The sequence below is a fragment of the Streptococcus sp. AM28-20 genome, from assembly GCF_003603595.1.
In the GTDB taxonomy this organism is placed as follows: Bacteria; Bacillota; Bacilli; order Lactobacillales; family Streptococcaceae; genus Streptococcus; species Streptococcus ilei.
In genome coordinates this window covers 1-23,442 of sequence record NZ_QTNK01000004.1, presented here as the reverse complement: position 1 = coordinate 23,442, position 23,442 = coordinate 1, and the positions used below count along the sequence as shown (strand labels likewise).

35 protein-coding genes and 1 pseudogene are annotated in these 23,442 nt (G+C 41.4%); 35 read left to right on the top strand and 1 reads right to left on the bottom strand.

What is annotated here, in order from left to right; all coding sequences use genetic code 11:
- The first annotated feature begins 251 nt into the window (after positions 1-251).
- From DW738_RS09280 to DW738_RS09265, 4 genes and pseudogenes are all read left to right on the top strand, one after another.
- Positions 252-677: a MarR family winged helix-turn-helix transcriptional regulator gene (locus DW738_RS09280; protein WP_042507491.1), complete on the top strand. Its 426-nt coding sequence runs from the start codon at positions 252-254 to the stop codon at positions 675-677.
- 12 nt (positions 678-689) lie between these two features.
- A pseudogene (locus DW738_RS09275) lies at positions 690-1,052 on the top strand (DUF1304 domain-containing protein).
- Positions 1,053-1,436: 384 nt separating this feature from the next.
- Entirely contained in the window at positions 1,437-4,082 is a 2,646-nt protein-coding gene (gene polA, locus DW738_RS09270) for a DNA polymerase I (protein WP_123160867.1), read from the top strand.
- Positions 4,083-4,155: 73 nt separating this feature from the next.
- Positions 4,156-4,596, top strand: coding sequence for a CoA-binding protein (locus DW738_RS09265; RefSeq protein ID WP_123159681.1), 441 nt, complete (start codon positions 4,156-4,158; stop codon positions 4,594-4,596).
- Between the two features lie 158 nt (positions 4,597-4,754).
- On the opposite strand, the gene DW738_RS09260 is transcribed toward DW738_RS09265, so the two are convergent.
- Positions 4,755-5,642 carry a DUF975 family protein gene (locus DW738_RS09260; RefSeq protein ID WP_243634265.1) on the bottom strand — a complete coding sequence of 296 codons (888 nt, stop codon included), beginning with the start codon at positions 5,640-5,642 and terminating at the stop codon, positions 4,755-4,757.
- Between the two features lie 151 nt (positions 5,643-5,793).
- Between DW738_RS09260 and tgt the strand changes: the two genes are divergently transcribed.
- From tgt to DW738_RS09105, 31 genes are all read left to right on the top strand, one after another.
- Positions 5,794-6,936, top strand: a complete 1,143-nt coding sequence (gene tgt, locus DW738_RS09255; protein ID WP_023024993.1) for a tRNA guanosine(34) transglycosylase Tgt — start codon at positions 5,794-5,796, stop codon at positions 6,934-6,936.
- A gap of 441 nt (positions 6,937-7,377) precedes the next feature.
- Complete coding sequence (gene rpsJ / locus DW738_RS09250; RefSeq protein WP_003009585.1) at positions 7,378-7,686, top strand: 30S ribosomal protein S10; 309 nt, start codon at positions 7,378-7,380, stop codon at positions 7,684-7,686.
- Between the two features lie 83 nt (positions 7,687-7,769).
- Positions 7,770-8,396 carry a 50S ribosomal protein L3 gene (gene rplC / locus DW738_RS09245; protein WP_003010846.1) on the top strand — a complete coding sequence of 209 codons (627 nt, stop codon included), beginning with the start codon at positions 7,770-7,772 and terminating at the stop codon, positions 8,394-8,396.
- Positions 8,397-8,420: 24 nt separating this feature from the next.
- Positions 8,421-9,044 (top strand): 50S ribosomal protein L4, encoded by a 624-nt coding sequence (gene rplD, locus DW738_RS09240; protein WP_003009591.1) that lies wholly within the window; start codon positions 8,421-8,423, stop codon positions 9,042-9,044.
- The gene (locus tag DW738_RS09235; RefSeq protein WP_006595190.1) at positions 9,044-9,340 is read left to right on the top strand and encodes a 50S ribosomal protein L23; all 297 of its coding nucleotides are present in this window, start codon (positions 9,044-9,046) and stop codon (positions 9,338-9,340) included. The genes rplD and DW738_RS09235 overlap by 1 nt, the downstream gene beginning before the upstream one ends.
- 17 nt (positions 9,341-9,357) lie before the next feature.
- Positions 9,358-10,191 carry a 50S ribosomal protein L2 gene (gene rplB, locus DW738_RS09230; RefSeq protein WP_123160866.1) on the top strand — a complete coding sequence of 278 codons (834 nt, stop codon included), beginning with the start codon at positions 9,358-9,360 and terminating at the stop codon, positions 10,189-10,191.
- A gap of 103 nt (positions 10,192-10,294) precedes the next feature.
- Positions 10,295-10,576 carry a 30S ribosomal protein S19 gene (gene rpsS / locus DW738_RS09225; RefSeq protein ID WP_000533766.1) on the top strand — a complete coding sequence of 94 codons (282 nt, stop codon included), beginning with the start codon at positions 10,295-10,297 and terminating at the stop codon, positions 10,574-10,576.
- An 11-nt stretch (positions 10,577-10,587) separates the two neighbouring features.
- Positions 10,588-10,932 (top strand): 50S ribosomal protein L22, encoded by a 345-nt coding sequence (rplV, locus tag DW738_RS09220; RefSeq protein WP_006595188.1) that lies wholly within the window; start codon positions 10,588-10,590, stop codon positions 10,930-10,932.
- A gap of 12 nt (positions 10,933-10,944) precedes the next feature.
- Entirely contained in the window at positions 10,945-11,598 is a 654-nt protein-coding gene (gene rpsC / locus DW738_RS09215; RefSeq protein WP_006595187.1) for a 30S ribosomal protein S3, read from the top strand.
- 3 nt (positions 11,599-11,601) lie between these two features.
- Entirely contained in the window at positions 11,602-12,015 is a 414-nt protein-coding gene (rplP, locus tag DW738_RS09210; protein ID WP_023024998.1) for a 50S ribosomal protein L16, read from the top strand.
- Positions 12,016-12,024: 9 nt separating this feature from the next.
- Positions 12,025-12,231: a 50S ribosomal protein L29 gene (gene rpmC, locus DW738_RS09205; RefSeq protein WP_003002350.1), complete on the top strand. Its 207-nt coding sequence runs from the start codon at positions 12,025-12,027 to the stop codon at positions 12,229-12,231.
- Between the two features lie 23 nt (positions 12,232-12,254).
- Positions 12,255-12,515: a 30S ribosomal protein S17 gene (gene rpsQ / locus DW738_RS09200; RefSeq protein WP_000440801.1), complete on the top strand. Its 261-nt coding sequence runs from the start codon at positions 12,255-12,257 to the stop codon at positions 12,513-12,515.
- Positions 12,516-12,540: 25 nt separating this feature from the next.
- Positions 12,541-12,909, top strand: coding sequence for a 50S ribosomal protein L14 (gene rplN, locus DW738_RS09195; protein WP_023025002.1), 369 nt, complete (start codon positions 12,541-12,543; stop codon positions 12,907-12,909).
- Positions 12,910-12,985: 76 nt separating this feature from the next.
- Positions 12,986-13,291 (top strand): 50S ribosomal protein L24, encoded by a 306-nt coding sequence (rplX, locus tag DW738_RS09190; RefSeq protein ID WP_006595185.1) that lies wholly within the window; start codon positions 12,986-12,988, stop codon positions 13,289-13,291.
- Between the two features lie 23 nt (positions 13,292-13,314).
- Positions 13,315-13,857 (top strand): 50S ribosomal protein L5, encoded by a 543-nt coding sequence (gene rplE, locus DW738_RS09185; protein WP_006595184.1) that lies wholly within the window; start codon positions 13,315-13,317, stop codon positions 13,855-13,857.
- Between the two features lie 17 nt (positions 13,858-13,874).
- Positions 13,875-14,060: a type Z 30S ribosomal protein S14 gene (locus DW738_RS09180; protein ID WP_001085699.1), complete on the top strand. Its 186-nt coding sequence runs from the start codon at positions 13,875-13,877 to the stop codon at positions 14,058-14,060.
- A 180-nt stretch (positions 14,061-14,240) separates the two neighbouring features.
- On the top strand, positions 14,241-14,639 hold the full coding sequence (rpsH, locus tag DW738_RS09175) for a 30S ribosomal protein S8 (RefSeq protein WP_006595183.1): 399 nt from the start codon (positions 14,241-14,243) through the stop codon (positions 14,637-14,639).
- A 187-nt stretch (positions 14,640-14,826) separates the two neighbouring features.
- On the top strand, positions 14,827-15,363 hold the full coding sequence (gene rplF / locus DW738_RS09170) for a 50S ribosomal protein L6 (RefSeq protein WP_009732027.1): 537 nt from the start codon (positions 14,827-14,829) through the stop codon (positions 15,361-15,363).
- Between the two features lie 83 nt (positions 15,364-15,446).
- Positions 15,447-15,803 (top strand): 50S ribosomal protein L18, encoded by a 357-nt coding sequence (rplR, locus tag DW738_RS09165; protein ID WP_003010871.1) that lies wholly within the window; start codon positions 15,447-15,449, stop codon positions 15,801-15,803.
- A 17-nt stretch (positions 15,804-15,820) separates the two neighbouring features.
- On the top strand, positions 15,821-16,315 hold the full coding sequence (gene rpsE, locus DW738_RS09160; protein ID WP_123160865.1) for a 30S ribosomal protein S5: 495 nt from the start codon (positions 15,821-15,823) through the stop codon (positions 16,313-16,315).
- A gap of 14 nt (positions 16,316-16,329) precedes the next feature.
- The gene (gene rpmD / locus DW738_RS09155; protein WP_002894509.1) at positions 16,330-16,512 is read left to right on the top strand and encodes a 50S ribosomal protein L30; all 183 of its coding nucleotides are present in this window, start codon (positions 16,330-16,332) and stop codon (positions 16,510-16,512) included.
- A 145-nt stretch (positions 16,513-16,657) separates the two neighbouring features.
- Positions 16,658-17,098, top strand: a complete 441-nt coding sequence (gene rplO / locus DW738_RS09150) for a 50S ribosomal protein L15 (RefSeq protein ID WP_006595181.1) — start codon at positions 16,658-16,660, stop codon at positions 17,096-17,098.
- Positions 17,099-17,110: 12 nt separating this feature from the next.
- Positions 17,111-18,418 (top strand): preprotein translocase subunit SecY, encoded by a 1,308-nt coding sequence (secY, locus tag DW738_RS09145; RefSeq protein ID WP_023025007.1) that lies wholly within the window; start codon positions 17,111-17,113, stop codon positions 18,416-18,418.
- Between the two features lie 96 nt (positions 18,419-18,514).
- Positions 18,515-19,153, top strand: coding sequence for an adenylate kinase (locus DW738_RS09140; protein WP_006597039.1), 639 nt, complete (start codon positions 18,515-18,517; stop codon positions 19,151-19,153).
- Between the two features lie 116 nt (positions 19,154-19,269).
- Positions 19,270-19,488 (top strand): translation initiation factor IF-1, encoded by a 219-nt coding sequence (infA, locus tag DW738_RS09135; protein WP_001029883.1) that lies wholly within the window; start codon positions 19,270-19,272, stop codon positions 19,486-19,488.
- A gap of 23 nt (positions 19,489-19,511) precedes the next feature.
- Positions 19,512-19,628 carry a 50S ribosomal protein L36 gene (gene rpmJ, locus DW738_RS09130; RefSeq protein ID WP_001808836.1) on the top strand — a complete coding sequence of 39 codons (117 nt, stop codon included), beginning with the start codon at positions 19,512-19,514 and terminating at the stop codon, positions 19,626-19,628.
- A gap of 17 nt (positions 19,629-19,645) precedes the next feature.
- The gene (gene rpsM / locus DW738_RS09125; protein WP_003009631.1) at positions 19,646-20,011 is read left to right on the top strand and encodes a 30S ribosomal protein S13; all 366 of its coding nucleotides are present in this window, start codon (positions 19,646-19,648) and stop codon (positions 20,009-20,011) included.
- 27 nt (positions 20,012-20,038) lie between these two features.
- A complete protein-coding gene (gene rpsK, locus DW738_RS09120; protein WP_001118385.1) occupies positions 20,039-20,422 on the top strand; it encodes a 30S ribosomal protein S11 in 384 nt (127 codons plus the stop codon).
- A 45-nt stretch (positions 20,423-20,467) separates the two neighbouring features.
- Positions 20,468-21,406: a DNA-directed RNA polymerase subunit alpha gene (locus DW738_RS09115; RefSeq protein WP_006595177.1), complete on the top strand. Its 939-nt coding sequence runs from the start codon at positions 20,468-20,470 to the stop codon at positions 21,404-21,406.
- Between the two features lie 11 nt (positions 21,407-21,417).
- Entirely contained in the window at positions 21,418-21,804 is a 387-nt protein-coding gene (gene rplQ, locus DW738_RS09110) for a 50S ribosomal protein L17 (protein WP_006595176.1), read from the top strand.
- Between the two features lie 196 nt (positions 21,805-22,000).
- Positions 22,001-23,302 carry a gamma-glutamylcysteine synthetase gene (locus DW738_RS09105; RefSeq protein WP_023025011.1) on the top strand — a complete coding sequence of 434 codons (1,302 nt, stop codon included), beginning with the start codon at positions 22,001-22,003 and terminating at the stop codon, positions 23,300-23,302.
- Positions 23,303-23,442 lie beyond the last annotated feature (140 nt).

The following is a 23,442-nucleotide window of genomic DNA, read 5'->3' as shown; positions in this document are numbered from 1 at the left end:
TCTTTAAGATAAATCCGATATAATAAAACCATAAACAAAGACCTCCTAACTTTGTTTATGAAATCCTAAAACTTTTCTTTTTCATAATAATCTCCCTAAAAGGCCACCAAATCCGGTGGTCTTTTACTTTGTTCTTATTAGGAAGAGATAATTTCGTTTGAGGGGAGCAAATTTCTTGCCTCGACTTTTTTTAAATGATATACTTGACAAGTCAATTATTGATAAATCAACAAATAGATCGGAGAGAAGGAATGGCAGAAATGCATGATTTGCTTTATCGGTTGAAGCTAGCTGATCAGTCTTCGACCCAATTATTTGAAAAGCAATTGGGAATTAGTCTGACCCGTTATCAGATGCTTCAGTTCTTATTAGCAGAAGCTCCGTGTAGCCAAGCGGCCCTTCAGGAGAAACTAGCGATTGACCCTGCAGCCTTAACCCGCCACTTCAAGGTCTTAGAGGCTGGGGGCTATGTTACTCGTAGTCGCAATCCAGAAAATCAACGAGAGGTTGTGGTGGAACTGAAGGAGCTTGCCAGAGATCGGTTGTTGGTCCATCCTCCAGCGCATCATCTACAGGTAAAAACCCAGATGGATCAGATTCTCTCTGAACAAGAGCGGAATCAGTTGAATGACTTACTCGAAAAGTTGGTATCTGGCCTCGAACAAATGACACTTTAAAAGGAGAATGATATGTCTGTTTTAACCATTGTTTTTGCAAGCTTTGCTGCTTTCGAACATTTTTATATTTTTTATCTAGAGAGTGTGGCAACCCACTCGGCATCGACTAGCCGTGTCTTTAATATGGATTAGGAAGAATTGACTCGTCCATCTGTGACGGTCCTCTTCAAAAACCAAGGCATTTATAATGCTCTGATTGGTGTCTTTCTCCTCTATGGCCTCTTTATAGCTAAAAATAGTGAAATTGTCGCGATCTTTCTGTTCTTTATTATTGGTGTAGCAGCTTATGGTGCTGTGACTTCTAATAAAAAAATTATCTTGACTCAGGGTGGGCCAGCGATAGTCGCCTTAGCCAGCTTTCTTCTGCTTGGTTAACTGTCAACTTTTTCGGAAGTGAGAGAGTTTTTTCATTCCTTCTCTTGGGTCTACGATGATAAAGACTTCATCTTCAGCTACCGGTCTGCAGGAAACACCAACCACGCCTTCCGCACTCAACTTTTAGTTTTCTTGAAGCTTTCTATAAGAAATCGTTTAGGTTTCTCTTGTATACTGTACTCATCCAATAAGAAATGAGGTACAGAAAATGAAAATCTCAGTAAATTATCCAAAACGTTTTAAGAAAATGCCACAACAAGGTTCTTGTTACGGTGAGTAGACGCTTCTCCTCATTTTTCATAAGAAACTCCTAAAGAAGACTCTACCCGAAAGGGTAGAGTTTTTATGTACCAGAGACCTTGTGATTCGTGGTATAATAGGCCTATGGAAAAAAAGAATAAATTACTACTCATCGACGGCTCTTCCGTCGCTTTTCGTGCCTTTTTCGCACTTTATAATCAAATCGATCGCTTTAAAAATGCCAATGGGTTGCATACCAATGCGGTCTATGGCTTTAATCTCATGTTAAGCCATCTCTTGGAGCGCATCCAACCAACCCATGTTCTCGTCGCCTTTGATGCAGGAAAGACCACCTTCCGGACGGAGATGTATGCCGACTACAAAGGGGGGCGGGCAAAGACACCAGATGAATTCCGCGAGCAGTTCCCTTTCATTCGCGAGCAATTAGACCATCTGGGAATTCGCCATTATGAGCTGGCCCAGTATGAAGCGGATGACATTATTGGAACGCTAGATAAGATGGCAGAAGCCACCTCGGTGCCCTTTGAAGTCACTATTGTCTCTGGGGACAAGGACTTGATCCAGCTAACGGATGACAATACGGTGGTTGAAATCTCTAAAAAAGGAGTGGCTGAGTTTGAAGAATTCACTCCAGCCTATCTGAAAGAAAAGATGGGGCTGACACCGGAGCAATTTATCGACCTCAAGGCCTTGATGGGAGATAAGTCGGATAATATCCCAGGTGTTACCAAGATTGGAGAAAAGACCGGGATCAAACTACTCCTAGAGTACGGGTCTCTTGATGGCATTTACGAGCATATTGACGAGATGAAGCCTTCTAAAATGAAGGAAAATCTCATCAACGACAAGGAGCAGGCTTACCTGTCCAAGACCCTTGCGACCATCGATACCAATGCACCTATTGAGATTGGCCTGGACGATATCACCTATACAGGTCCCCATCTTGAAAATCTGGCTAAGTTTTATGAGGAGATGGGCTTCAAGCAACTCCGTCAGGCCTTGGATTTAGGCGGAGAAGAAGCTGCTCCCATAACCATTAACTACACGGAGGTAGAGCAGGTCACCTCGGATATGCTCACAGAAGATAGTTTCTTCCATTTTGAGATCTTTGGAGACAATTACCATACAGAACCGATCATCGGTTTTGCATGGGGGACAAAAGGTCAGCTCTACGCTAGCACAGACAGTAGTCTTTTACAAACACCAATTTTTAAAGAATTTCTTGAAAAAACGCCCCTCAAGGTTTATGACTTCAAGCGGGCCAAGGTCTTGCTCAGCCACTTGGGCATTGCCTTGCAAAAGCCGGCTTTTGATAGTCGGTTGGCCAAGTATCTCTTATCGACCGTAGAGGACAATGAAATTTCAACTATTGCGAGCCTCTATAGCCAGATTGCGCTACCGCTCGATGAAGTGGTTTATGGCAAGGGAGCCAAAAAAGCCATTCCAGAAAAGGCGGTCCTATTAGAGCATTTGGCACGAAAAGTCGCTGTTTTACTAGACACTGAAGAGCCTATGACGGAGCAACTAAAAGCTCACGACCAACTAGATCTGCTCTATGATATGGAGCAACCACTAGCAGCTGTTTTGGCCAAGATGGAAATCGCGGGGATTAAGGTAGAACGCCAGACCCTCCAAGACATGCAGGTGGAAAACGAAGCAGTCTTGGAGCGCCTGACCCAAGAAATCTACGAGTTAGCAGGAGAAGAGTTCAATATCAATTCTCCAAAACAATTGGGGGTCATCCTCTTTGAAAAATTGGAACTCCCTCTTGAATATACCAAAAAGACCAAAACTGGTTATTCGACTGCTGTTGATGTTTTGGAACGCCTGGCTCCAATTGCACCGATTGTGTCTAAGATTCTCGAATACCGCCAGATTGCTAAGATTCAGTCGACCTATGTCATCGGGCTTCAAGACTGGATTTTGGAAGATGGGAAAATCCATACCCGCTATGTGCAAGACTTGACGCAGACAGGCCGTTTGTCTAGTGTGGATCCCAACCTGCAAAACATCCCTGTCCGTTTGGAACAAGGTCGTCTCATTCGTAAGGCTTTTGTTCCAGAAGAGGAAAACAGTGTCTTGCTCAGCTCGGACTATTCACAAATCGAATTGCGCGTCTTGGCCCATATTTCGGGAGATGAGCATTTGATTGATGCTTTCAAGCATGGGGCAGATATCCATACATCGACTGCTATGCGCGTCTTCAATATTGAAAAACCAGAAGATGTGACAGCAAATGACCGTCGCAATGCCAAGGCAGTAAACTTCGGCGTGGTTTATGGAATTTCCGATTTTGGACTGTCTAACAACCTAGGGATCAGTCGAAAAGAAGCTAAAGCCTACATTGAGACCTACTTTGAACGCTACCCGGGCATCAAGGATTATATGGAGAGAGTGGTGCGGGAAGCGCGTGATAAGGGTTATGTAGAGACCCTCTTTAAGCGTCGCCGGGAAATTCCAGATATCAATTCTCGCAACTTCAATATTCGAGGATTTGCAGAAAGGACAGCCATCAACTCACCAATCCAAGGATCGGCAGCAGACATCTTGAAAATTGCTATGATCCACTTGGATGAAGCGCTAGAAGCAGGGGCATATAAGACCAAGATGCTTCTTCAGGTCCACGATGAAATCGTCCTTCAAGTGCCGAAAGAAGAGTTGACCAAGATCAAGCAGTTGGTCAAAGAGACCATGGAATCTGCTATTGAGCTAGCGGTTCCACTGGAAGCTGATGAGAACGAAGGGCAAACCTGGTATGAGGCCAAATAAGATTGAGGTTGGAAAAGCACGTCTAGTGCTATCCAAATTGTTATAGCAAGAAATAGATAAAAAGGAGATTCATATGGCTTATTCTTTTCGCAATCCTAGTGATGGCGTTATCAAACATTACCTAGAAACCAGCAAGATTATCGCCGTAGTCGGACTATCTGACCGTGAGGATACGACCAGCCATCGTGTCAGCAAGGAGATGCAAGAGCGGGGCTATCGGATTATTCCCATCAATCCTCGTGCTGCAGGAGGCCAGATCCTTGGAGAAACGGTGTATGCTAGCTTGCAGGAAATTCCTTTCCCAGTAGATATTGTAGATATATACCGTCGCAGTGAATTTTTACCAGATGTTGCGCGTGATTTTATTGAGACGGATGCCAAGATCTTCTGGGCCCAATTGGAGCTGGAAAATCAAGAAGCAGAAGAAATCCTTCGTGGAGCTGGACGAGAAGATATTGTCATGAACCGCTGTATCAAACGTGAGCATACTCGTTTGGTCTTGGGAGAAGAATAGTCTTTGATTCATCTCAGAACCTCGTCTATTTCATCCAGTGATGAAGATGACACAAGGGGTAAAATAAATGAGGAATGATTTCCTTTTAGAGAATAAAGAACCCACCTAGTGCTTTGGAGAATGGCTCCAATCGAAGGTGGGTTCTCTTGTTTTCTTTGTTAATCGAGTGGGTTAGACTTAGGTAGATCCGGCGCCTTTTGCTGAAAGCGACTGTCCGCCTGCATCCGTTTTTGAAGGAGGGTATGGTAAAAGACAATTTGGCAACTGGTTGCATAAGGTTTGACATAAAAATTAGCAATTCCCAAAGTGAAAAAAGATAGAAGTTGCCAACCGATCAGACTCAAATCAAGAACAAGGCGGTGGCTCTTAAAACCTTTCATCTCTTCCTTGCTTTGACGGAGGATAGACATGGGACCGTCATAGGTTCCTGTCATCAGTCGACTATACAGGATCAACTCGACCAAACTATACTGATAATAAAAAGGGAGGAAGAGCAGGAGGCCAACCAGAGCCATTAAGAGCCCAGTTGTCATTGTTGGCGCTAACTTGAGAATCGCTTGAACTTCTGGAGTATCCGCTCTAAGGGGAGAGGTAGAGGAGAGGGATTCATTGATAGTGAGAACTTGATAGCTGACCACTGTTAAGAGGAGCTGACTCCCATAGAGGAGACTCCCCCACAAAGATAGGATAACTTGCTTAATGAATAGCGTCAAAAATGCTGGTGTAAAATATTGGCTCTGAAAGATGGTGAAGAGAGCAAAGTTCTTTTCTCCCTTGCTAGAGGCAGACATTAAAAAGCGAAAGGTGGCTCCTAAATAGAGGAAAGAAAGGATAAATCCAATGATGGCAGGGAAAATCTGTCGGCTTAGAAGAAAGAGCATCCCTTCTCTGAGTTCCATGTGAGCAAGTGTTTCAGTGATGTCTGTCCCTGTCAAAATGTAACTTGCAAGAATTGTCAGGAAAGTTGGCAAGGCGAAGTAGGAGAAGACCATAGGGTGTTGCAATTGCAGTTGCCGGGCTTGAGCGCGAACCAATTTGATATTCATAATGTCCTCTTTCATGGTAGTAGTACCCTTTATTATAACACAAGTCCGTGACAGAGCTGGTAAAATTTGGTACAATCGTACAGGTGCTCACAGGAGAACCTGTGACAGGAATAAGAAGGCTGGGACTGTCTTTCCCAGTACGGAGGTAACCATGACAGATTCACCGATTCAATATCGCTTGATCAAAAAAGAAAAGCATACAGGTGCCCGCTTGGGAGAAATTATTACCCCTCACGGAACCTTTCCAACCCCAATGTTTATGCCTGTAGGGACTCAGGCAACCGTTAAGACCCAATCGCCAGAAGAGCTCAAGGAAATGGGTTCAGGAATTATCTTGGCCAACACCTACCATCTCTGGCTTCGTCCAGGGGATGACTTGGTCGCAAAAGCAGGAGGACTGCATCAATTCATGAACTGGGACCAGCCAATTTTGACAGACAGTGGAGGTTTTCAAGTCTATTCACTAGCGGATACCCGCAATATTACTGAAGAAGGGGTAACCTTTAAAAACCACCTCAACGGCTCGAAAATGTTCCTCTCTCCAGAAAAGGCCATCTCCATCCAAAATAATCTAGGAAGCGACATCATGATGTCCTTTGATGAATGTCCTCAGTTCTATCAACCCTATGATTATGTGAAAAAATCGATCGAACGGACCAGCCGTTGGGCAGAGCGTGGTCTTAAGGCTCACCGTCGTCCTCATGATCAAGGCCTTTTCGGGATTGTTCAAGGGGCTGGATTTGAAGATTTGCGCCGTCAGTCTGCCCGTGATCTGGTCAGCATGGACTTCCCAGGATATTCTATCGGTGGGTTAGCTGTTGGAGAAAGCCATGAAGAAATGAATGCGGTGCTTGATTTTACAACTCCTCTCTTGCCGGAGAACAAGCCTCGTTACCTCATGGGAGTGGGAGCTCCAGACAGTCTAATCGATGGGGTAATTCGTGGAGTGGATATGTTTGACTGTGTCTTGCCAACGCGGATTGCGCGAAATGGTACCTGCATGACCAGTCAAGGACGCCTGGTGGTGAAAAATGCGCAATTTGCTGAAGACTTTACGCCGCTAGATCACGAATGTGATTGCTACACTTGTAAGAATTACACCCGGGCCTATCTCCGCCACCTCCTCAAGGCGGATGAGACCTTTGGGATCCGCTTGACTAGCTACCACAATCTCTATTTCTTGATTAACCTCATGAAGCAGGTCCGTCAAGCGATCATGGATGACAATCTCTTAGAATTCCGTGAGCATTTCGTCGAAAAATATGGCTATAACAAGTCAGGTCGGAATTTCTAGGAAGAGCTACATATAAAGAACAAAGGCTGGAGAAAAGACTACAGCCATCTGAGAATAATAGAAACAACTGCTAGACGCAGTGGTTGATTGCTATCCTTGGAGCTTATGAAGCTCCGAAGATAACCCAATCAACTGTGAGGGAGCAAGACAGAACAAATTTGGATATAAATTTGTTCTGTCTTGCTTCTTTTTTCTATATAATAGCAACTTTTTTAGTACTCTATTTCTTTCGAAAACACTTTCATTAAAAAAACGAAAAAAATCTGTTCAAATCCCTTGCATTGAGCCTTTCATTGTGTTAAACTACTATGGTGCTGTGAAAAACAGCTATTAGCTTTGATGCAAGAGGTTGCGACACGCTCGGTTGCATTGCCACGCAACGCATGTCGGTTTTCTTGTGGAGCTAGCCTATTATCTTAAATAGACGAAAAGGAGAAAAAGATGGCAAACAAAAAAATCCGCATCCGTTTGAAAGCGTACGAACACCGTACACTTGACACAGCGGCTGCAAAAATCGTAGAATCAGCTACTCGTACAGGTGCACAAGTTGCGGGTCCAATCCCACTTCCAACTGAGCGTAGCCTCTACACAATCATTCGTGCGACTCACAAATACAAAGATTCTCGCGAACAATTCGAAATGCGTACACACAAGCGTTTGATCGACATCATCAACCCAACTCAAAAAACAGTTGACGCTTTGATGAAATTGGATCTTCCAAGTGGTGTAAACGTAGAAATCAAACTTTAATCTAAAGCTTGATACATTGAGCATAAAAAACGCTCGTTAAAAACTTTTTGAATAAAAAATTATAGAAAAGGAACTATTTTCTCATGACAAAAGGAATCTTAGGGAAAAAAGTGGGAATGACTCAAATCTTCACTGAAGCTGGCGAATTGATCCCTGTAACAGTTATCGAAGCAACTCCAAACGTTGTTCTTCAAGTTAAAACTGTTGAAACAGATGGTTACAACGCTATCCAAGTTGGTTTCGATGACAAACGCGAAGTATTGAGTAACAAACCTGCTAAAGGACATGTAGCAAAAGCTAACACGGCTCCTAAGCGCTTCATTCGTGAATTCAAAAACGTTGAAGGCTTAGAAGTTGGTGCTGAAATCACAGTTGATACTTTCGAAGCTGGAGACATTGTTGATGTAACTGGTACTTCTAAAGGTAAAGGTTTCCAAGGTGTTATCAAACGCCACGGACAATCACGTGGACCTATGGCTCACGGTTCTCGTTACCACCGTCGTCCAGGTTCTATGGGACCTGTTGCACCTAACCGCGTATTCAAAGGTAAAAACCTTGCAGGACGTATGGGTGGCGATCGTGTAACCATTCAAAACCTTGAAGTTGTACAAGTTGTTCCAGAAAAGAACGTTATCCTTATCAAAGGTAACGTACCAGGTGCTAAGAAATCTCTTATCACTATCAAGTCAGCAGTTAAAGCTGGTAAATAATAAGGAAAGGGGAATACAGTCAAAATGGCAAATGTAACATTATTCGACCAAACTGGTAAACAAGCGGGCGAAGTTGTTCTTAACGATGCGATCTTTGGTATCGAACCAAACCAAGCAGTTGTATTTGATGTAATCATCAGCCAACGTGCTAGCCTTCGTCAAGGAACTCACGCAGTTAAAAACCGCTCTGCCGTTTCAGGTGGTGGACGCAAACCATGGCGTCAAAAAGGAACTGGACGTGCTCGTCAAGGTTCTATCCGCTCTCCACAATGGCGTGGTGGTGGAATCGTCTTCGGACCAACTCCACGTAGCTATGCGTACAAACTTCCTCAAAAAGTTCGTCGCCTTGCGCTTAAATCTGTTTACTCAGAAAAAGTTGCTGAAAACAAATTTGTAGCCGTTGATTCTCTTGAATTTACAGCTCCAAAAACTGCTGAATTTGCAAAAGTTCTTGCAGCTTTGAGCATCGATTCTAAAGTCCTTGTTATTCTTGAAGAAGGAAACGAATTCGCAGCTCTTTCAGCTCGTAACCTTCCAAACGTGAAAGTTGCGACTGCTACAACTGCAAGTGTTCTTGACATCGCAAATAGTGACAAACTTCTTGTTACTCAAGCAGCTATCTCTAAAATCGAGGAGGTTCTTGCATAATGAATTTGTATGATGTTATCAAAAAACCTGTTATCACTGAAAAGTCAATGGCTCAACTTGAAGCAGGCAAATATGTATTCGAAGTTGACACTCGCGCTCACAAACTTTTGATCAAACAAGCTGTTGAAGCTGCCTTTGAAGGTGTGAAAGTTGCGAATGTGAACACTGTAAATGTAAAACCAAAAGCAAAACGTGTTGGACGTTACACTGGTTTTACTTCAAAAACTAAAAAAGCTATCATCACGCTTACAGCTGATTCAAAAGCAATCGAGTTGTTCGCTACTGAAGCTGAATAATCTAAGGAGGAAATATCGTGGGAATTCGTGTTTATAAACCAACAACAAACGGTCGCCGTAATATGACTTCTTTGGATTTCGCTGAAATCACAACAAGCACACCAGAGAAATCTTTGCTTGTTTCATTGAAGAGCAAAGCAGGTCGTAACAACAACGGACGTATCACAGTTCGTCACCAAGGTGGTGGACACAAACGTCATTACCGTTTGATCGACTTCAAACGTAACAAAGACAACGTTGAAGCAGTTGTAAAAACAATTGAGTACGATCCAAACCGTTCTGCAAACATCGCTTTGGTACACTACACTGACGGTGTGAAAGCATATATCATCGCTCCAAAAGGTCTTGAAGTTGATCAACGTATCGTTTCAGGTCCAGAAGCAGATATCAAAGTCGGAAACGCTCTTCCACTTGCTAACATCCCAGTTGGTACTTTGATCCACAACATCGAGTTGAAACCAGGTCGTGGTGGAGAATTGGTACGTGCTGCTGGAGCTTCTGCTCAAGTGTTAGGTTCTGAAGGTAAATATGTTCTTGTTCGTCTTCAATCAGGTGAAGTTCGTATGATCCTTGGTACTTGCCGTGCTACAGTTGGTGTTGTCGGAAATGAACAACATGGACTTGTTAACCTTGGTAAAGCAGGACGTAGCCGTTGGAAAGGTATCCGCCCAACAGTTCGTGGTTCTGTAATGAACCCTAACGATCACCCACACGGTGGTGGTGAAGGTAAAGCACCAGTTGGTCGTAAAGCACCATCAACTCCATGGGGCAAACCTGCTCTTGGTCTTAAAACTCGTAACAAGAAAGCGAAATCTGACAAACTTATCGTTCGTCGTCGCAACGAGAAATAATTTTAAACTAGTCGCTTAAGTGGCTAGAGAATCCGCCAGCTCGGTAGCGCTCCTTGGGAGCGCAAGCCGCTGTGGTACTATATTTAAAGGAGAAAATAATAAAATGGGACGCAGTCTTAAAAAAGGACCTTTCGTCGATGAGCATTTGATGAAAAAAGTTGAAGCTCAAGCTAATGACGAAAAGAAAAAAGTTATCAAAACTTGGTCACGTCGTTCAACGATCTTCCCAAGTTTCATTGGTTACACTATCGCAGTTTATGATGGACGTAAACACGTACCGGTTTACATCCAAGAAGACATGGTAGGTCACAAGCTTGGTGAATTTGCACCAACTCGTACTTACAAAGGTCACGCTGCAGATGACAAGAAGACACGTAGAAAATAAGGAGAACATAAATGGCAGAAATTACTTCAGCTAAAGCAATGGCTCGTACAGTGCGTGTTTCACCTCGTAAATCACGTCTTGTTCTTGACAACATCCGTGGTAAAAGCGTAGCCGATGCAGTAGCAATCTTGAAATTCACTCCAAACAAAGCAGCTGAAATCATCTTGAAAGTATTGAACTCAGCAGTAGCAAACGCTGAAAACAACTTTGGTTTGGAAAAAGCAAACTTGGTAGTATCTGAAGCATTCGCAAATGAAGGACCAACTATGAAACGTTTCCGTCCACGTGCGAAAGGTTCAGCTTCACCAATCAACAAACGCACAAGCCACATCACAGTGGTTGTGACAGAAAAATAAGGAGGTAACATCGTGGGTCAAAAAGTACATCCAATTGGAATGCGTGTCGGCATCATCCGTGATTGGGATGCCAAATGGTATGCTGAAAAAGAATACGCGGATTACCTTCATGAAGATCTTGCAATCCGCAAATTTATTCAAAAAGAATTAGCTGACGCAGCGGTTTCTACTATTGAAATCGAACGCGCAGTAAACAAAGTTAACGTTTCACTTCACACTGCTAAACCAGGTATGGTTATCGGTAAAGGTGGAGCAAACGTCGATGCACTTCGTGCAGCTCTTAACAAATTGACAGGTAAACAAGTTCACATCAACATCATCGAGATCAAACGTCCTGACTTGGATGCTCACCTTGTTGGTGAAGGAATTGCTCGTCAATTGGAGCAACGTGTGGCTTTCCGTCGTGCTCAAAAACAAGCGATCCAACGTACTATGCGCGCTGGAGCTAAAGGAATTAAAACTCAAGTATCAGGTCGTTTGAACGGTGCAGATATCGCCCGTGCTGAAGGATACTCTGAAGGTACAGTTCCACTCCACACACTTCGCGCAGACATCGATTACGCTTGGGAAGAAGCAGATACAACTTACGGTAAACTTGGTGTTAAAGTATGGATCTACCGTGGTGAAGTTCTTCCAGCTCGTAAAGACGCTAAAGGAGGTAAATAACCAATGTTAGTACCTAAACGTGTAAAACACCGTCGCGAATTCCGTGGTAAAATGCGCGGTGAAGCAAAAGGTGGAAAAGAAGTATCATTCGGTGAATACGGTCTTCAGGCTACAACTAGCCACTGGATCACTAACCGCCAAATCGAAGCTGCTCGTATTGCCATGACTCGTTACATGAAACGTGGTGGTAAGGTTTGGATCAAGATCTTCCCACACAAATCATACACCGCTAAAGCTATCGGGGTACGTATGGGATCTGGTAAAGGGGCACCTGAAGGTTGGGTAGCACCAGTTAAACGTGGTAAAGTAATGTTTGAAGTTGCTGGTGTATCTGAAGAGATCGCTCGCGAAGCGCTTCGTCTTGCAAGCCACAAATTGCCAGTTAAATGTAAATTCGTAAAACGTGAAGCAAAATAAGGAGAGGTCATGAAACTTACAGAAGTAAAAGAATTTGTTAAAGAACTTCGTGGTCTTTCTCAAGAAGAACTCGCGAAGCGTGAAAATGAATTGAAGAAAGAATTGTTTGAACTTCGTTTCCAAGCAGCTGCTGGTCAATTGGAACAAACTGGACGTTTGAAAGAAGTGAAAAAACAAATCGCTCGTATCAAAACTGTTCAATCAGAAGCTAAATAATAGACTAGGGAAGGAGAATTTCAATGGAACGCAATAATCGTAAAGTTCTTGTTGGACGCGTTGTGTCTGACAAAATGGACAAAACAATCACAGTTGTAGTTGAAACTAAACGTAACCACCCAGTCTATGGTAAACGTATCAACTATTCTAAAAAATACAAAGCACATGATGAAAACAACGTTGCCAAAGAAGGCGATATCGTTCGTATCATGGAAACTCGTCCGCTTTCAGCTACAAAACGCTTCCGTCTTGTAGAAGTTGTTGAAGAAGCGGTCATCATCTAATCTGACCTGAAAGGAGAAAACTTAAATGATTCAAACAGAAACTCGTTTGAAAGTTGCTGACAACAGTGGTGCACGCGAAATCTTGACCATCAAAGTTCTTGGTGGTTCAGGACGTAAATTCGCAGGTATCGGTGATGTTATCGTAGCATCTGTAAAACAAGCTACTCCTGGTGGTGCGGTTAAAAAAGGTGACGTTGTAAAAGCTGTTATCGTTCGTACTAAATCAGGTGCTCGTCGTAAAGATGGTTCATACATCAAGTTCGACGAAAATGCTGCAGTGATTATCCGTGAAGACAAAACTCCTCGCGGAACTCGTATCTTTGGCCCAGTCGCTCGTGAATTGCGTGACGGTGGTTTCATGAAGATCGTATCACTTGCTCCAGAAGTACTTTAATATAAAAATCACAAACACAGTCCCCTGGCTCATTGGCCAGGGTGCCCAACGGGCGTAAGAATAAAAGGAGAATAAAATGTTTGTAAAAACTGGCGACAAAGTTCGTGTAATTGCTGGTAAAGACAAAGGTGTTGAAGCTAAAGTCGTTGCTGCTCTTCCAAAAGTAAATAAAGTTGTTGTTGAAGGTGTAAACCTTGTTAAGAAACACCAACGTCCAAATAACGAAAACCCTCAAGGTGCTATCATCGAAAAAGAAGCTCCAATCCATGTATCAAACGTTCAAGTCTTGGACAAGAACGGTGTTGCTGGACGTGTTGGCTACAAATTCGTAGACGGCAAAAAAGTTCGTTATAACAAAAAATCAGGCGAAGTGCTTGACTAATCACGAAGGAAAGGAGAAGTATAATGGCTAATCGTTTAAAAGAAAAATACCTTAATGAAGTAGTTCCAGCTTTGACTGAACAATTTAACTACTCATCAGTTATGGCAGTGCCAAAAGTTGATAAGATCGTTTTGAACATGGGTGTTGGAGACGCTGTTTCTAACGCTAAAAACCTTGAGAAAGCTGCTGAAGAATTGGCATTGATCTCAGGTCAAAAACCACTTATCACAAAAGCTAAAAAATCAATCGCCGGCTTCCGTCTTCGTGAAGGTGTAGCGATCGGTGCGAAAGTAACTCTTCGTGGCGAACGTATGTACGAATTCTTGGACAAATTGGTTTCAGTTTCACTTCCACGTGTTCGTGACTTCCACGGTGTTCCAACAAAATCATTTGACGGACGCGGAAACTACACACTTGGTGTGAAAGAGCAATTGATCTTCCCAGAAATCAACTTTGATGATGTTGATAAAACTCGTGGTTTGGATATCGTAATCGTAACTACTGCGAACACAGACGAAGAATCACGTGCATTGCTTACTGGCCTTGGTATGCCGTTTGCAAAATAATATAGGAGGTAAAACTAATGGCTAAAAAATCTATGATTGCTAAGAACAAACGCCCAGCTAAGTTCTCTACTCAAGCATACACTCGCTGTGAACGTTGTGGACGTCCACACTCAGTTTACCGCAAGTTTAAACTTTGCCGTGTTTGCTTCCGTGAATTGGCATACAAAGGACAAATTCCTGGTGTCACTAAAGCATCTTGGTAATTCTAGCTTCCAATCCCGTCGTGAATCGTCGTTATCTGCATTTGCCTAACTCAAGTTATGCCTGCAAGCAGATGCCTAGACTCACTTAGGAATTGAAACCTAGAAACATATTCTGAGCCTAGCTCAATCATTAACTAGCAAGTGAAAATTTCAAACTACTAGTAAGAGGAGAAATATAAAATGGTTATGACTGACCCAATCGCAGACTTCCTAACTCGTATTCGTAACGCTAACCAAGCAAAACACGAAGTACTTGAAGTACCTGCATCAAACATCAAAAAAGGGATTGCTGAAATCCTTAAACGCGAAGGTTTTGTAAAAAACGTTGAAGTAATCGAAGATGACAAACAGGGAATCATCCGCGTGTTCTTGAAATACGGAGCAAACGGTGAAAAAGTTATCACAAACTTGAAACGTGTTTCTAAACCAGGTTTGCGTGTTTACAAAAAACGTGAAGATCTTCCAAAAGTTCTTAACGGACTTGGAATTGCTATCCTTTCAACTTCTGAAGGTTTGCTTACTGATAAAGAAGCACGCCAAAAGAACGTTGGTGGGGAAGTTATCGCTTACGTTTGGTAATATTTAGCTCCCAATTTCGTTGTGACTCTTCGTTATCGTCTCTTGCCTAACTCAAAGTTATGCCTGCGAGACGATGCCTCGATTCACTTAGAAATTGAGACCTAAACATTAATTTTTAAATCAAAAAGATTTAAACCCCGTGAAAACTGGCCGTCATGGCCTGACAATTTAACAGGAGAATAAAAACATGTCACGTATTGGTAATAAAGTTATCGTGTTGCCTGCTGGTGTTGAACTCACTAACAATGACAACGTAGTAACTGTAAAAGGACCTAAAGGAGAACTTACTCGTGAGTTCTCAAAAGATATTGAAATCCGTGTGGAAGGTACTGAAGTAACTCTTCACCGTCCAAACGATTCAAAAGAAATGAAAACCATCCATGGAACTACTCGTGCCCTTTTGAACAACATGGTTGTTGGTGTATCAGAAGGATTCAAGAAAGAACTTGAAATGCGCGGGGTTGGTTACCGTGCACAACTTCAAGGAAACAAACTTGTCTTGGCTGTTGGTAAATCTCACCCAGACGAAGTTGAAGCTCCAGAAGGAATTACTTTTGAACTTCCAAACCCAACGACTATCGTTATCAGCGGAATTTCAAAAGAAGTAGTTGGTCAAACAGCTGCTTACGTACGTAGCCTTCGTTCACCAGAACCTTACAAAGGTAAAGGGATCCGTTACGTTGGTGAATTCGTTCGCCGTAAAGAAGGTAAAACAGGTAAATAATGTTGAGTGGTTGTCTATCAACCACCCACCTATTTTCCAACTCAGTGCTTAGCACATGATTTTAAAATTAAGAGGTGAAAATTGTGATTTCGAAACCAGATAAAAATAAAATCCGTCAAAAACGCCACCGTCGCGTTCGCGGAAAACTCTCTGGAACTGCTGATCGCCCACGTTTGAACGTATTCCGTTCTAATACAGGCATCTACGCTCAAGTAATTGATGACGTAGCGGGTGTAACGCTCGCAAGCGCTTCAACTCTTGACAAAGAAGTTTCAAAAGGAACTAAAACTGAACAAGCCGTTGTTGTCGGCAAACTTGTTGCTGAACGTGCAGTTGCTAAAGGTATTTCTGAAGTGGTGTTCGACCGCGGTGGATATCTATATCACGGACGTGTTAAAGCTTTGGCTGATGCAGCTCGTGAAAACGGATTGAAATTCTAATAGGAGGACACTAGAAAATGGCATTTAAAGACAATGCAGTTGAACTTGAAGAACGTGTAGTTGCCATCAACCGTGTTACAAAAGTTGTTAAAGGTGGACGTCGTCTTCGCTTTGCAGCTCTTGTAGTTGTTGGTGACCGTAACGGACGTGTTGGTTTTGGTACAGGTAAAGCTCAAGAAGTACCAGAAGCAATCCGTAAAGCAGTAGAAGATGCTAAGAAAAACTTGATTGAAGTTCCTATGGTTGGAACAACAATTCCACACGAAGTAACATCAGTATTTGGTGGAGCTCGTGTATTGTTGAAACCAGCTATCGAAGGGGCTGGGGTTGCTGCAGGTGGTGCAGTTCGTGCCGTTGTCGAATTGGCAGGTATTGCAGATGTAACATCTAAATCACTTGGATCAAACACTCCAATCAACATTGTTCGTGCAACTGTTGAAGGTTTGAAACAATTGAAACGCGCTGAAGAAGTTGCTGCCCTTCGTGGTATTTCAGTTTCTGACTTGGCTTAAGAAAGGAGATTCAAATGGCTCAAATTAAAATTACTTTGACTAAGTCTCCAATCGGACGCATCCCGTCACAACGTAAAACTGTTGTAGCACTTGGACTTGGCAAATTGAACAGCTCTGTTATTAAAGAAGATAACCCAGCAGTACGTGGAATGATCACTGCAGTATCTCACTTGGTAACAGTTGAAGAAGTAAAATAATCTATTTATAATAGAACAAGGTTTTCAGGGGTATGGGAAATTTCTCATCCCCTAAAACTAAATATAAGTATAGGCGAGTTTGTAGTCGGGACACCTTTTCCTGATTGCATGCGTTAGCAATTTACAAAAGAGGAGAAATTAAATAATGAAACTTCATGAATTACAACCTGCTGCAGGTTCACGTAAAGTCCGCAACCGTGTTGGTCGTGGTACTTCATCTGGTAATGGTAAAACTTCTGGCCGTGGTCAAAAAGGTCAAAAAGCTCGTAGCGGTGGCGGTGTACGTCTTGGTTTTGAAGGTGGACAAACTCCATTGTTCCGTCGTCTTCCAAAACGTGGATTTACAAACATCAACGCTAAAGAATATGCTATTGTAAACCTTGATCAGTTGAACGTCTTCGAAGATGGTGCTGAAGTAACACCAGTTGTACTTGTTGAAGCAGGTATTGTAAAAGCTGAAAAATCAGGGATTAAAATTCTTGGTAACGGGGAATTGACTAAGAAATTGTCTGTTAAGGCAGCTAAATTCTCTAAATCAGCTGAAGAAGCTATCACTGCTAAAGGTGGTTCAGTAGAAGTCATCTAAGAGGGGTGACCTATGTTCTTTAAATTATTAAAAGATGCATTTAAGGTGAAACAAGTAAGATCAAAAATTTTATTTACCATTTTTATCATACTTGTTTTTCGAATCGGAACCACGATTACGGTTCCTGGTGTGAATGCGAAAATCCTTAACAACTTACAAGATGTTTCCTTCTTGAATATGATGAGTTTGGTGTCAGGGAATGCCATGAGAAACTTCTCTGTCTTTGCCCTAGGGGTGAGTCCTTACATCACGGCTTCCATCGTTGTTCAGCTCCTTCAAATGGACTTGCTTCCAAAGTTTGTTGAGTGGGGGAAACAAGGAGAAGTTGGACGGAGAAAGTTGAATCAGGCAACACGTTATATCGCTTTGGTTCTAGCTTTTGTTCAATCCATTGGAATTACAGCTACTTTCCACACCTTGTCACAGGCTAAATTAGTGTCGACACCAAACGTTGAAACCTACATCTTAATTGGTGCAATTTTAACGACAGGTTCGATGATTGTGACCTGGTTAGGAGAACAGATTTCAGACAAAGGATACGGAAACGGTGTTTCTATGATTATCTTTGCGGGGATTGTTTCTTCAATTCCAGAGATGATCAAAGGTGTTTATGAAGATTCATTTGTTAACGTTCGTTCTGGACAATTGACTAATTCACTAATTTTCGTAGGTCTGTTAATCTTAGCGGTATTAGTGATTATTTATTTCACAACCTTCGTGGAACAAGCTCAGTATAAAATTCCAATCCAATACACAAAGATTGCACAAGGAGCACCATCTAGCTCATATCTTCCATTGAAGGTAAACCCAGCTGGAGTTATTCCTGTCATCTTTGCTAGTTCGATCACGGCTGCACCGGCAGCAATTTTCCAGGTCATTAGTGCCATGGGTTACAATGCTGGATGGGTTCGAACAGCACAATCTATGTTAGCAACCAATACACCTACTGGTGTAGCAATGTATGCTTTGCTAATCATTTTGTTTACTTTCTTCTACACATTTGTACAGATTAACCCAGAAAAAACTGCGGAAAATCTACAAAAGAGTGGTGCTTACATTCCAGGTGTGCGTCCTGGTAAGGGAACAGAAGACTACATGTCACGTCTTCTTAGACGTTTGGCTACGGTTGGTTCTCTATTCCTTGGATTTATCACCATTATTCCAATCCTTGCTCGGGATATCTTTGGTCTGACAGATACAGTTGCTCTCGGAGGAACTAGTCTCTTGATCATCATCTCGACTGGTATTGAAGGAATGAAACAATTAGAAGGTTACTTATTGAAACGCAAATACATTGGTTTCATGGATACAACAGAATAGAATTAGGTTGACATTGTCAACCTTCTATTTTGTTTTTGAATAAGTTTGTTAAATTGTAACAGGCTTATTTAAAAACAAAATAAGGAGCAAATGATTATGAATTTATTAATCATGGGATTGCCTGGAGCAGGTAAGGGGACGCAAGCAGCTAAAATTGTAGAACAATTTCAAGTTGCACATATCTCAACAGGGGATATGTTCCGTGCTGCAATGGCCAATCAAACCGAAATGGGTGTGTTGGCAAAATCATTCATCGATAAAGGTGAATTGGTGCCGGATGATGTAACCAACGGGATTGTAAAAGAACGTTTGGCTCAAGACGATATTAAGGAAAAAGGATTCCTTTTAGACGGTTTTCCTCGCACGATTGAACAAGCACATGCTTTGGATCAAATTTTGGTAGATCTTGGCCTTGAACTTGAGGGTGTAATCAACATCGAAGTGGATCCATCTTGCCTTCTTGAACGCTTGAGCGGTCGTATTATTCACCGCGAAACAGGTGAAACCTACCATAAAGTATTCAACCCACCAGCTGATTACAAGGAAGAAGACTATTACCAACGTGAGGACGATAAACCAGAAACGGTTAAACGTCGCTTGGATGTGAATATCGCTCAAGGTGAGCCGATTCTTGCTCATTATCGTGCTAAAGGTTTAGTCCATGATATCGAAGGAAACCAAGATATTAACGACGTCTTTAAGGATATCCAAAAAGTCTTAGAGAATTTGAAATAAAAACGTTTTAGTTGCTTGCAATAATTGACAACAAGTGATACAATGAATTAGTCTGACTTATAATTGTTACCTCTGTGCTCAGAGGAATGAATCGAAATTTATGGAGGTACTTTTGCGTGGCAAAAGACGATGTGATTGAAGTAGAAGGCAAGGTAGTTGATACAATGCCGAATGCTATGTTTACGGTTGAACTTGAAAATGGACATCAGATTTTAGCAACAGTTTCTGGTAAAATTCGTAAAAACTATATTCGTATTTTAGCGGGAGATCGTGTTACAGTGGAGATGAGTCCGTACGATTTGACACGTGGACGTATCACATACCGCTTTAAATAATCGAAAAACTTGGAGGGATAAAAATGAAAGTAAGACCATCGGTCAAACCAATTTGCGAATACTGTAAAGTAATTCGTCGTAATGGTCGTGTTATGGTAATTTGCCCAGCAAATCCAAAACACAAACAACGTCAAGGATAAGATAGAAAGGAGAAAACATGGCTCGTATTGCTGGAGTTGACATTCCAAATGACAAACGTGTAGTAATTTCATTGACTTATGTATACGGTATTGGACTTCCAACATCTAAGAAAATTCTTGCTGCTGCAGGCGTTTCTGAAGATATTCGTGTTCGTGACCTTACACCAGATCAAGAAGATGCTATCCGTCGTGAAGTTGACGCAATTAAAGTAGAAGGTGACCTTCGTCGTGAAGTGAACTTGAACATTAAACGTTTGATGGAAATCGGTTCATACCGTGGTATCCGTCACCGTCGTGGACTTCCTGTTCGTGGACAAAACACTAAAAACAATGCTCGCACTCGTAAAGGTAAAGCTGTTGCGATTGCTGGTAAGAAAAAATAAGAAAATAAAATAAGGAGGTAAAAAATCTTGGCTAAACCAACACGTAAACGTCGTGTGAAAAAGAATATCGAATCAGGTATTGCTCATATTCACGCAACATTTAATAACACAATTGTTATGATTACTGATGTGCATGGTAACGCAATTGCATGGTCATCTGCAGGTGCTCTTGGTTTCAAAGGTTCTCGTAAATCTACACCATTTGCTGCACAAATGGCTTCAGAAGCTGCTGCAAAATCAGCTCAAGAACATGGTCTTAAATCAGTAGAAGTTACTGTTAAAGGTCCTGGTTCTGGTCGTGAGTCTGCTATTCGTGCTCTTGCTGCTGCTGGTCTTGAAGTTACTGCAATCCGCGATGTGACTCCTGTGCCACACAATGGTGCTCGTCCTCCAAAACGTCGCCGTGTATAATCATCAACAATTACACAGCTTTTCGTTTCAGAGGGAGTATAGCAAATGATTGAGTTTGAAAAACCAAATATAACAAAAATTGATGAAAATAAAGATTACGGTGTATTTGTAGTAGAACCACTTGAACGTGGTTATGGTACAACACTGGGGAACTCTCTTCGTCGCGTATTATTGGCTTCACTTCCAGGTGCTGCTGTTACTTCAATTAATATTGAAGGTGTATTGCACGAATTTGATACAGTTCCAGGTGTCCGCGAAGACGTTATGCAAATCATTCTTAACGTTAAAGGGATCGCTGTAAAATCTTACGTCCAAGACGAAAAGATTATTGAACTTGATGTAGAAGGTCCTGCAGAAGTAACTGCTGGAGATATTCTTACGGATAGTGACATTGAAATTGTAAACCCTGATCATTATCTTTTTACAATCGGTGAAGGATCAAGCTTTAAAGCAACTTTGACTGTGAATAGCGGTCGTGGTTATGTTCCAGCTGATCAGAATAAAAAAGATGATGCACCAGTTGGTACACTTGCAGTAGATTCAATCTATACGCCAGTGACAAAAGTTAATTACCAAGTTGAACCAGCTCGCGTTGGTAGCAACGATGGTTTTGACAAACTAACCCTTGAAATTTTAACAAATGGAACAATTATTCCAGAAGATGCCTTAGGTTTATCTGCTCGTATTTTGACAGAACACCTTAACCTCTTTACTAACTTAACAGAAATCGCAATTGCGACAGATGTAATGAAGGAAGTAGATACAGCATCAGATGATCGAGTATTAGAACGTACCATCGAAGAATTAGATCTTTCTGTCCGTTCATATAACTGTTTGAAACGTGCCGGTATCAACACTGTGTATGATTTAACAGAAAAATCTGAACCAGAAATGATGAAGGTTCGTAACCTTGGACGTAAGAGTCTCGAAGAAGTTAAAGTTAAGCTTGCCGATTTAGGCCTTGGGCTAAAAAACGATAAATAGAGGAGGAATACATGGCTTACCGTAAACTAGGACGCACTAGCTCACAACGTAAAGCAATGCTTCGTGATTTGACAACAGATCTTATCATCAATGAAGCAATCGTAACAACTGAAGCACGTGCAAAAGAAATCCGTAAATCAGTTGAAAAAATGATTACCTTAGGTAAACGTGGTGACTTGCATGCACGTCGTCAAGCAGCTGCTTATGTACGTAATGAAGTTGCATCACAAAACTTTGATGAAGAAACTGGTAAATATTCAGAAACAACAGCACTTCAAAAATTGTTCTCTGAACTTGCACCACGTTATGCTGAGCGCAATGGTGGATATACTCGTATCCTTAAAACTGAACCACGCCGTGGGGATGCTGCGCCAATGGCAATTATCGAATTAGTATAAAATCATCAATTTTGTTGAGTGTTATGATGTTGGGAGGACTATACAGTTCTTCTTAGTCTAGCTCTGGTCTGCCGCTAGGATTTATCCTAGCGGTAACACTCATCATATTGAGGTAAATGGTAGACGCTTGTTTACGAAATTGCTTTAATTTAAAACAATTTCGTAAGCAGGCGTTTTTTGATATAATGGAAGAGTTATGACAGTAAAAGAAAAATCACAAACACTGGCCCAGCAACTATTGGCGAAGCGTTACCTGGCTTCCCTGAAAGAAAATCCAGATCAGTACATTGGAGTTGAACTAGAATTTCCGATCGTAAATACCTTGGGAAATAAAACGGATGTATTGGTTGCAAAGGCTCTTTTTAAGTATCTACAAGAGGTTGAAGAATTTGTAGCGATTAAACTAGATGAAGACGGCAATCCAGTCCAGTTGCAACATGAAATAAATAAAGATCAAATTGTATTCGAGTTATCCTACAATACCATTGAATTTGCGTTTGAAAAAGCTAAAACAATTCAAGAAGTTGAAAGACGTTTTAATCACTATTTAAGCATCATTCAACCATTTTTAAGAGAGAAACAACATCAAATTGAAGGACGTGGCCTTCATCCTTATTGGAGAATAAACGATAATCAACCTGTAAAAATTGATCGTTATAAAATGCTGATCCAATTCTTACAACTAGCTGAACAAACTACCAACCGTCAATTTCATAACTATCCAGACTATGGAACCTTTATTTGCGGAAATCAAGTGCAACTGGATGTTTCAAGAAATAATTATTTAAAAGTGATTAACGCGATGAATAAGGTGGAACCTGCAAAAGCATATCTGTTTGCTAATTCCATTTTCGATGGAGAAAACTGGGATACAACGATATCAAGAGATATTTTCTGGGAAGAGTCTATGCATGGTTATTACCAGGAAAATGTTGGTGTGAACTCAAAAGCGTTTATAAATGAACAGGACTTTCTGGATTATTTAGCGAAGACAGCCTTGTTTTATGTTTATCGTGAGGAAGAAATACTATATTTTGAACCAATTAGAGTAGAGGATTACCTAGGGAGAGAAAAAATAGTAGCTTATCGATTAAATGGAACGAGACAAGATATAAAACCACAAGAAGAAGACCTAAAGAATCATAGAAGCTACCATTTTCAAGATTTAACAACAAGAGGAACCATCGAATACAGAAGTGTTTGTACTCAACCGTTACATAAAACATTTGCACCAATTGCCTTTCATGTAGGATTGCATCATAATATCAAAGAATTGGAAGAGTATTTAGCTCAAAACAACTATTTTGATTTTAGCAAAGAAAATCCAAAAGAATTAAGAAGGCAATACTCTAAAAAACATTTAACTAAAAATGAATTGGAGAAAATTAAACACTATTCATTGGATCTACTAACAATCTCTAAAAGAGGATTGATTGATCGTGGAAAGCAAGAAGAACTTTATCTCGAAGGAATAATGAATGAGTTAGGGAAGTGCTAATTTAACAGCATTTCCTTTTTAAAATCAAAAAAATAACAAAAAAAATAAAAAAATAGAAAAAAGTTATTGACAAGTAGAGAAGGTCGTGATATACTAATATAGTTGTCGCGCGAGAGCGACAAAGACCTTTGAAAACTGAA

Coding starts and splice junctions, on each gene's coding strand:
- rplF (WP_009732027.1), top strand. CDS start 14,827: ATGTCACGTATTGGTAATAAAGTTATCGTGTTGCCTGCTGGTGTTGAA.
- rpmC (WP_003002350.1), top strand. CDS start 12,025: ATGAAACTTACAGAAGTAAAAGAATTTGTTAAAGAACTTCGTGGTCTT.
- rpsS (WP_000533766.1), top strand. CDS start 10,295: ATGGGACGCAGTCTTAAAAAAGGACCTTTCGTCGATGAGCATTTGATG.
- rplV (WP_006595188.1), top strand. CDS start 10,588: ATGGCAGAAATTACTTCAGCTAAAGCAATGGCTCGTACAGTGCGTGTT.
- DW738_RS09280 (WP_042507491.1), top strand. CDS start 252: ATGGCAGAAATGCATGATTTGCTTTATCGGTTGAAGCTAGCTGATCAG.
- rpsQ (WP_000440801.1), top strand. CDS start 12,255: ATGGAACGCAATAATCGTAAAGTTCTTGTTGGACGCGTTGTGTCTGAC.
- DW738_RS09140 (WP_006597039.1), top strand. CDS start 18,515: ATGAATTTATTAATCATGGGATTGCCTGGAGCAGGTAAGGGGACGCAA.
- rplD (WP_003009591.1), top strand. CDS start 8,421: ATGGCAAATGTAACATTATTCGACCAAACTGGTAAACAAGCGGGCGAA.
- rplE (WP_006595184.1), top strand. CDS start 13,315: ATGGCTAATCGTTTAAAAGAAAAATACCTTAATGAAGTAGTTCCAGCT.
- rplP (WP_023024998.1), top strand. CDS start 11,602: ATGTTAGTACCTAAACGTGTAAAACACCGTCGCGAATTCCGTGGTAAA.
- rplX (WP_006595185.1), top strand. CDS start 12,986: ATGTTTGTAAAAACTGGCGACAAAGTTCGTGTAATTGCTGGTAAAGAC.
- rplO (WP_006595181.1), top strand. CDS start 16,658: ATGAAACTTCATGAATTACAACCTGCTGCAGGTTCACGTAAAGTCCGC.
- rplC (WP_003010846.1), top strand. CDS start 7,770: ATGACAAAAGGAATCTTAGGGAAAAAAGTGGGAATGACTCAAATCTTC.
- rpsM (WP_003009631.1), top strand. CDS start 19,646: ATGGCTCGTATTGCTGGAGTTGACATTCCAAATGACAAACGTGTAGTA.
- rpmJ (WP_001808836.1), top strand. CDS start 19,512: ATGAAAGTAAGACCATCGGTCAAACCAATTTGCGAATACTGTAAAGTA.
- polA (WP_123160867.1), top strand. CDS start 1,437: ATGGAAAAAAAGAATAAATTACTACTCATCGACGGCTCTTCCGTCGCT.
- secY (WP_023025007.1), top strand. CDS start 17,111: ATGTTCTTTAAATTATTAAAAGATGCATTTAAGGTGAAACAAGTAAGA.
- DW738_RS09180 (WP_001085699.1), top strand. CDS start 13,875: ATGGCTAAAAAATCTATGATTGCTAAGAACAAACGCCCAGCTAAGTTC.
- rpsE (WP_123160865.1), top strand. CDS start 15,821: ATGGCATTTAAAGACAATGCAGTTGAACTTGAAGAACGTGTAGTTGCC.
- rpmD (WP_002894509.1), top strand. CDS start 16,330: ATGGCTCAAATTAAAATTACTTTGACTAAGTCTCCAATCGGACGCATC.
- rpsH (WP_006595183.1), top strand. CDS start 14,241: ATGGTTATGACTGACCCAATCGCAGACTTCCTAACTCGTATTCGTAAC.
- rplN (WP_023025002.1), top strand. CDS start 12,541: ATGATTCAAACAGAAACTCGTTTGAAAGTTGCTGACAACAGTGGTGCA.
- DW738_RS09265 (WP_123159681.1), top strand. CDS start 4,156: ATGGCTTATTCTTTTCGCAATCCTAGTGATGGCGTTATCAAACATTAC.
- DW738_RS09105 (WP_023025011.1), top strand. CDS start 22,001: ATGACAGTAAAAGAAAAATCACAAACACTGGCCCAGCAACTATTGGCG.
- rplQ (WP_006595176.1), top strand. CDS start 21,418: ATGGCTTACCGTAAACTAGGACGCACTAGCTCACAACGTAAAGCAATG.
- tgt (WP_023024993.1), top strand. CDS start 5,794: ATGACAGATTCACCGATTCAATATCGCTTGATCAAAAAAGAAAAGCAT.
- rpsJ (WP_003009585.1), top strand. CDS start 7,378: ATGGCAAACAAAAAAATCCGCATCCGTTTGAAAGCGTACGAACACCGT.
- DW738_RS09115 (WP_006595177.1), top strand. CDS start 20,468: ATGATTGAGTTTGAAAAACCAAATATAACAAAAATTGATGAAAATAAA.
- DW738_RS09260 (WP_243634265.1), bottom strand. CDS start 5,642: ATGAATATCAAATTGGTTCGCGCTCAAGCCCGGCAACTGCAATTGCAA.
- DW738_RS09235 (WP_006595190.1), top strand. CDS start 9,044: ATGAATTTGTATGATGTTATCAAAAAACCTGTTATCACTGAAAAGTCA.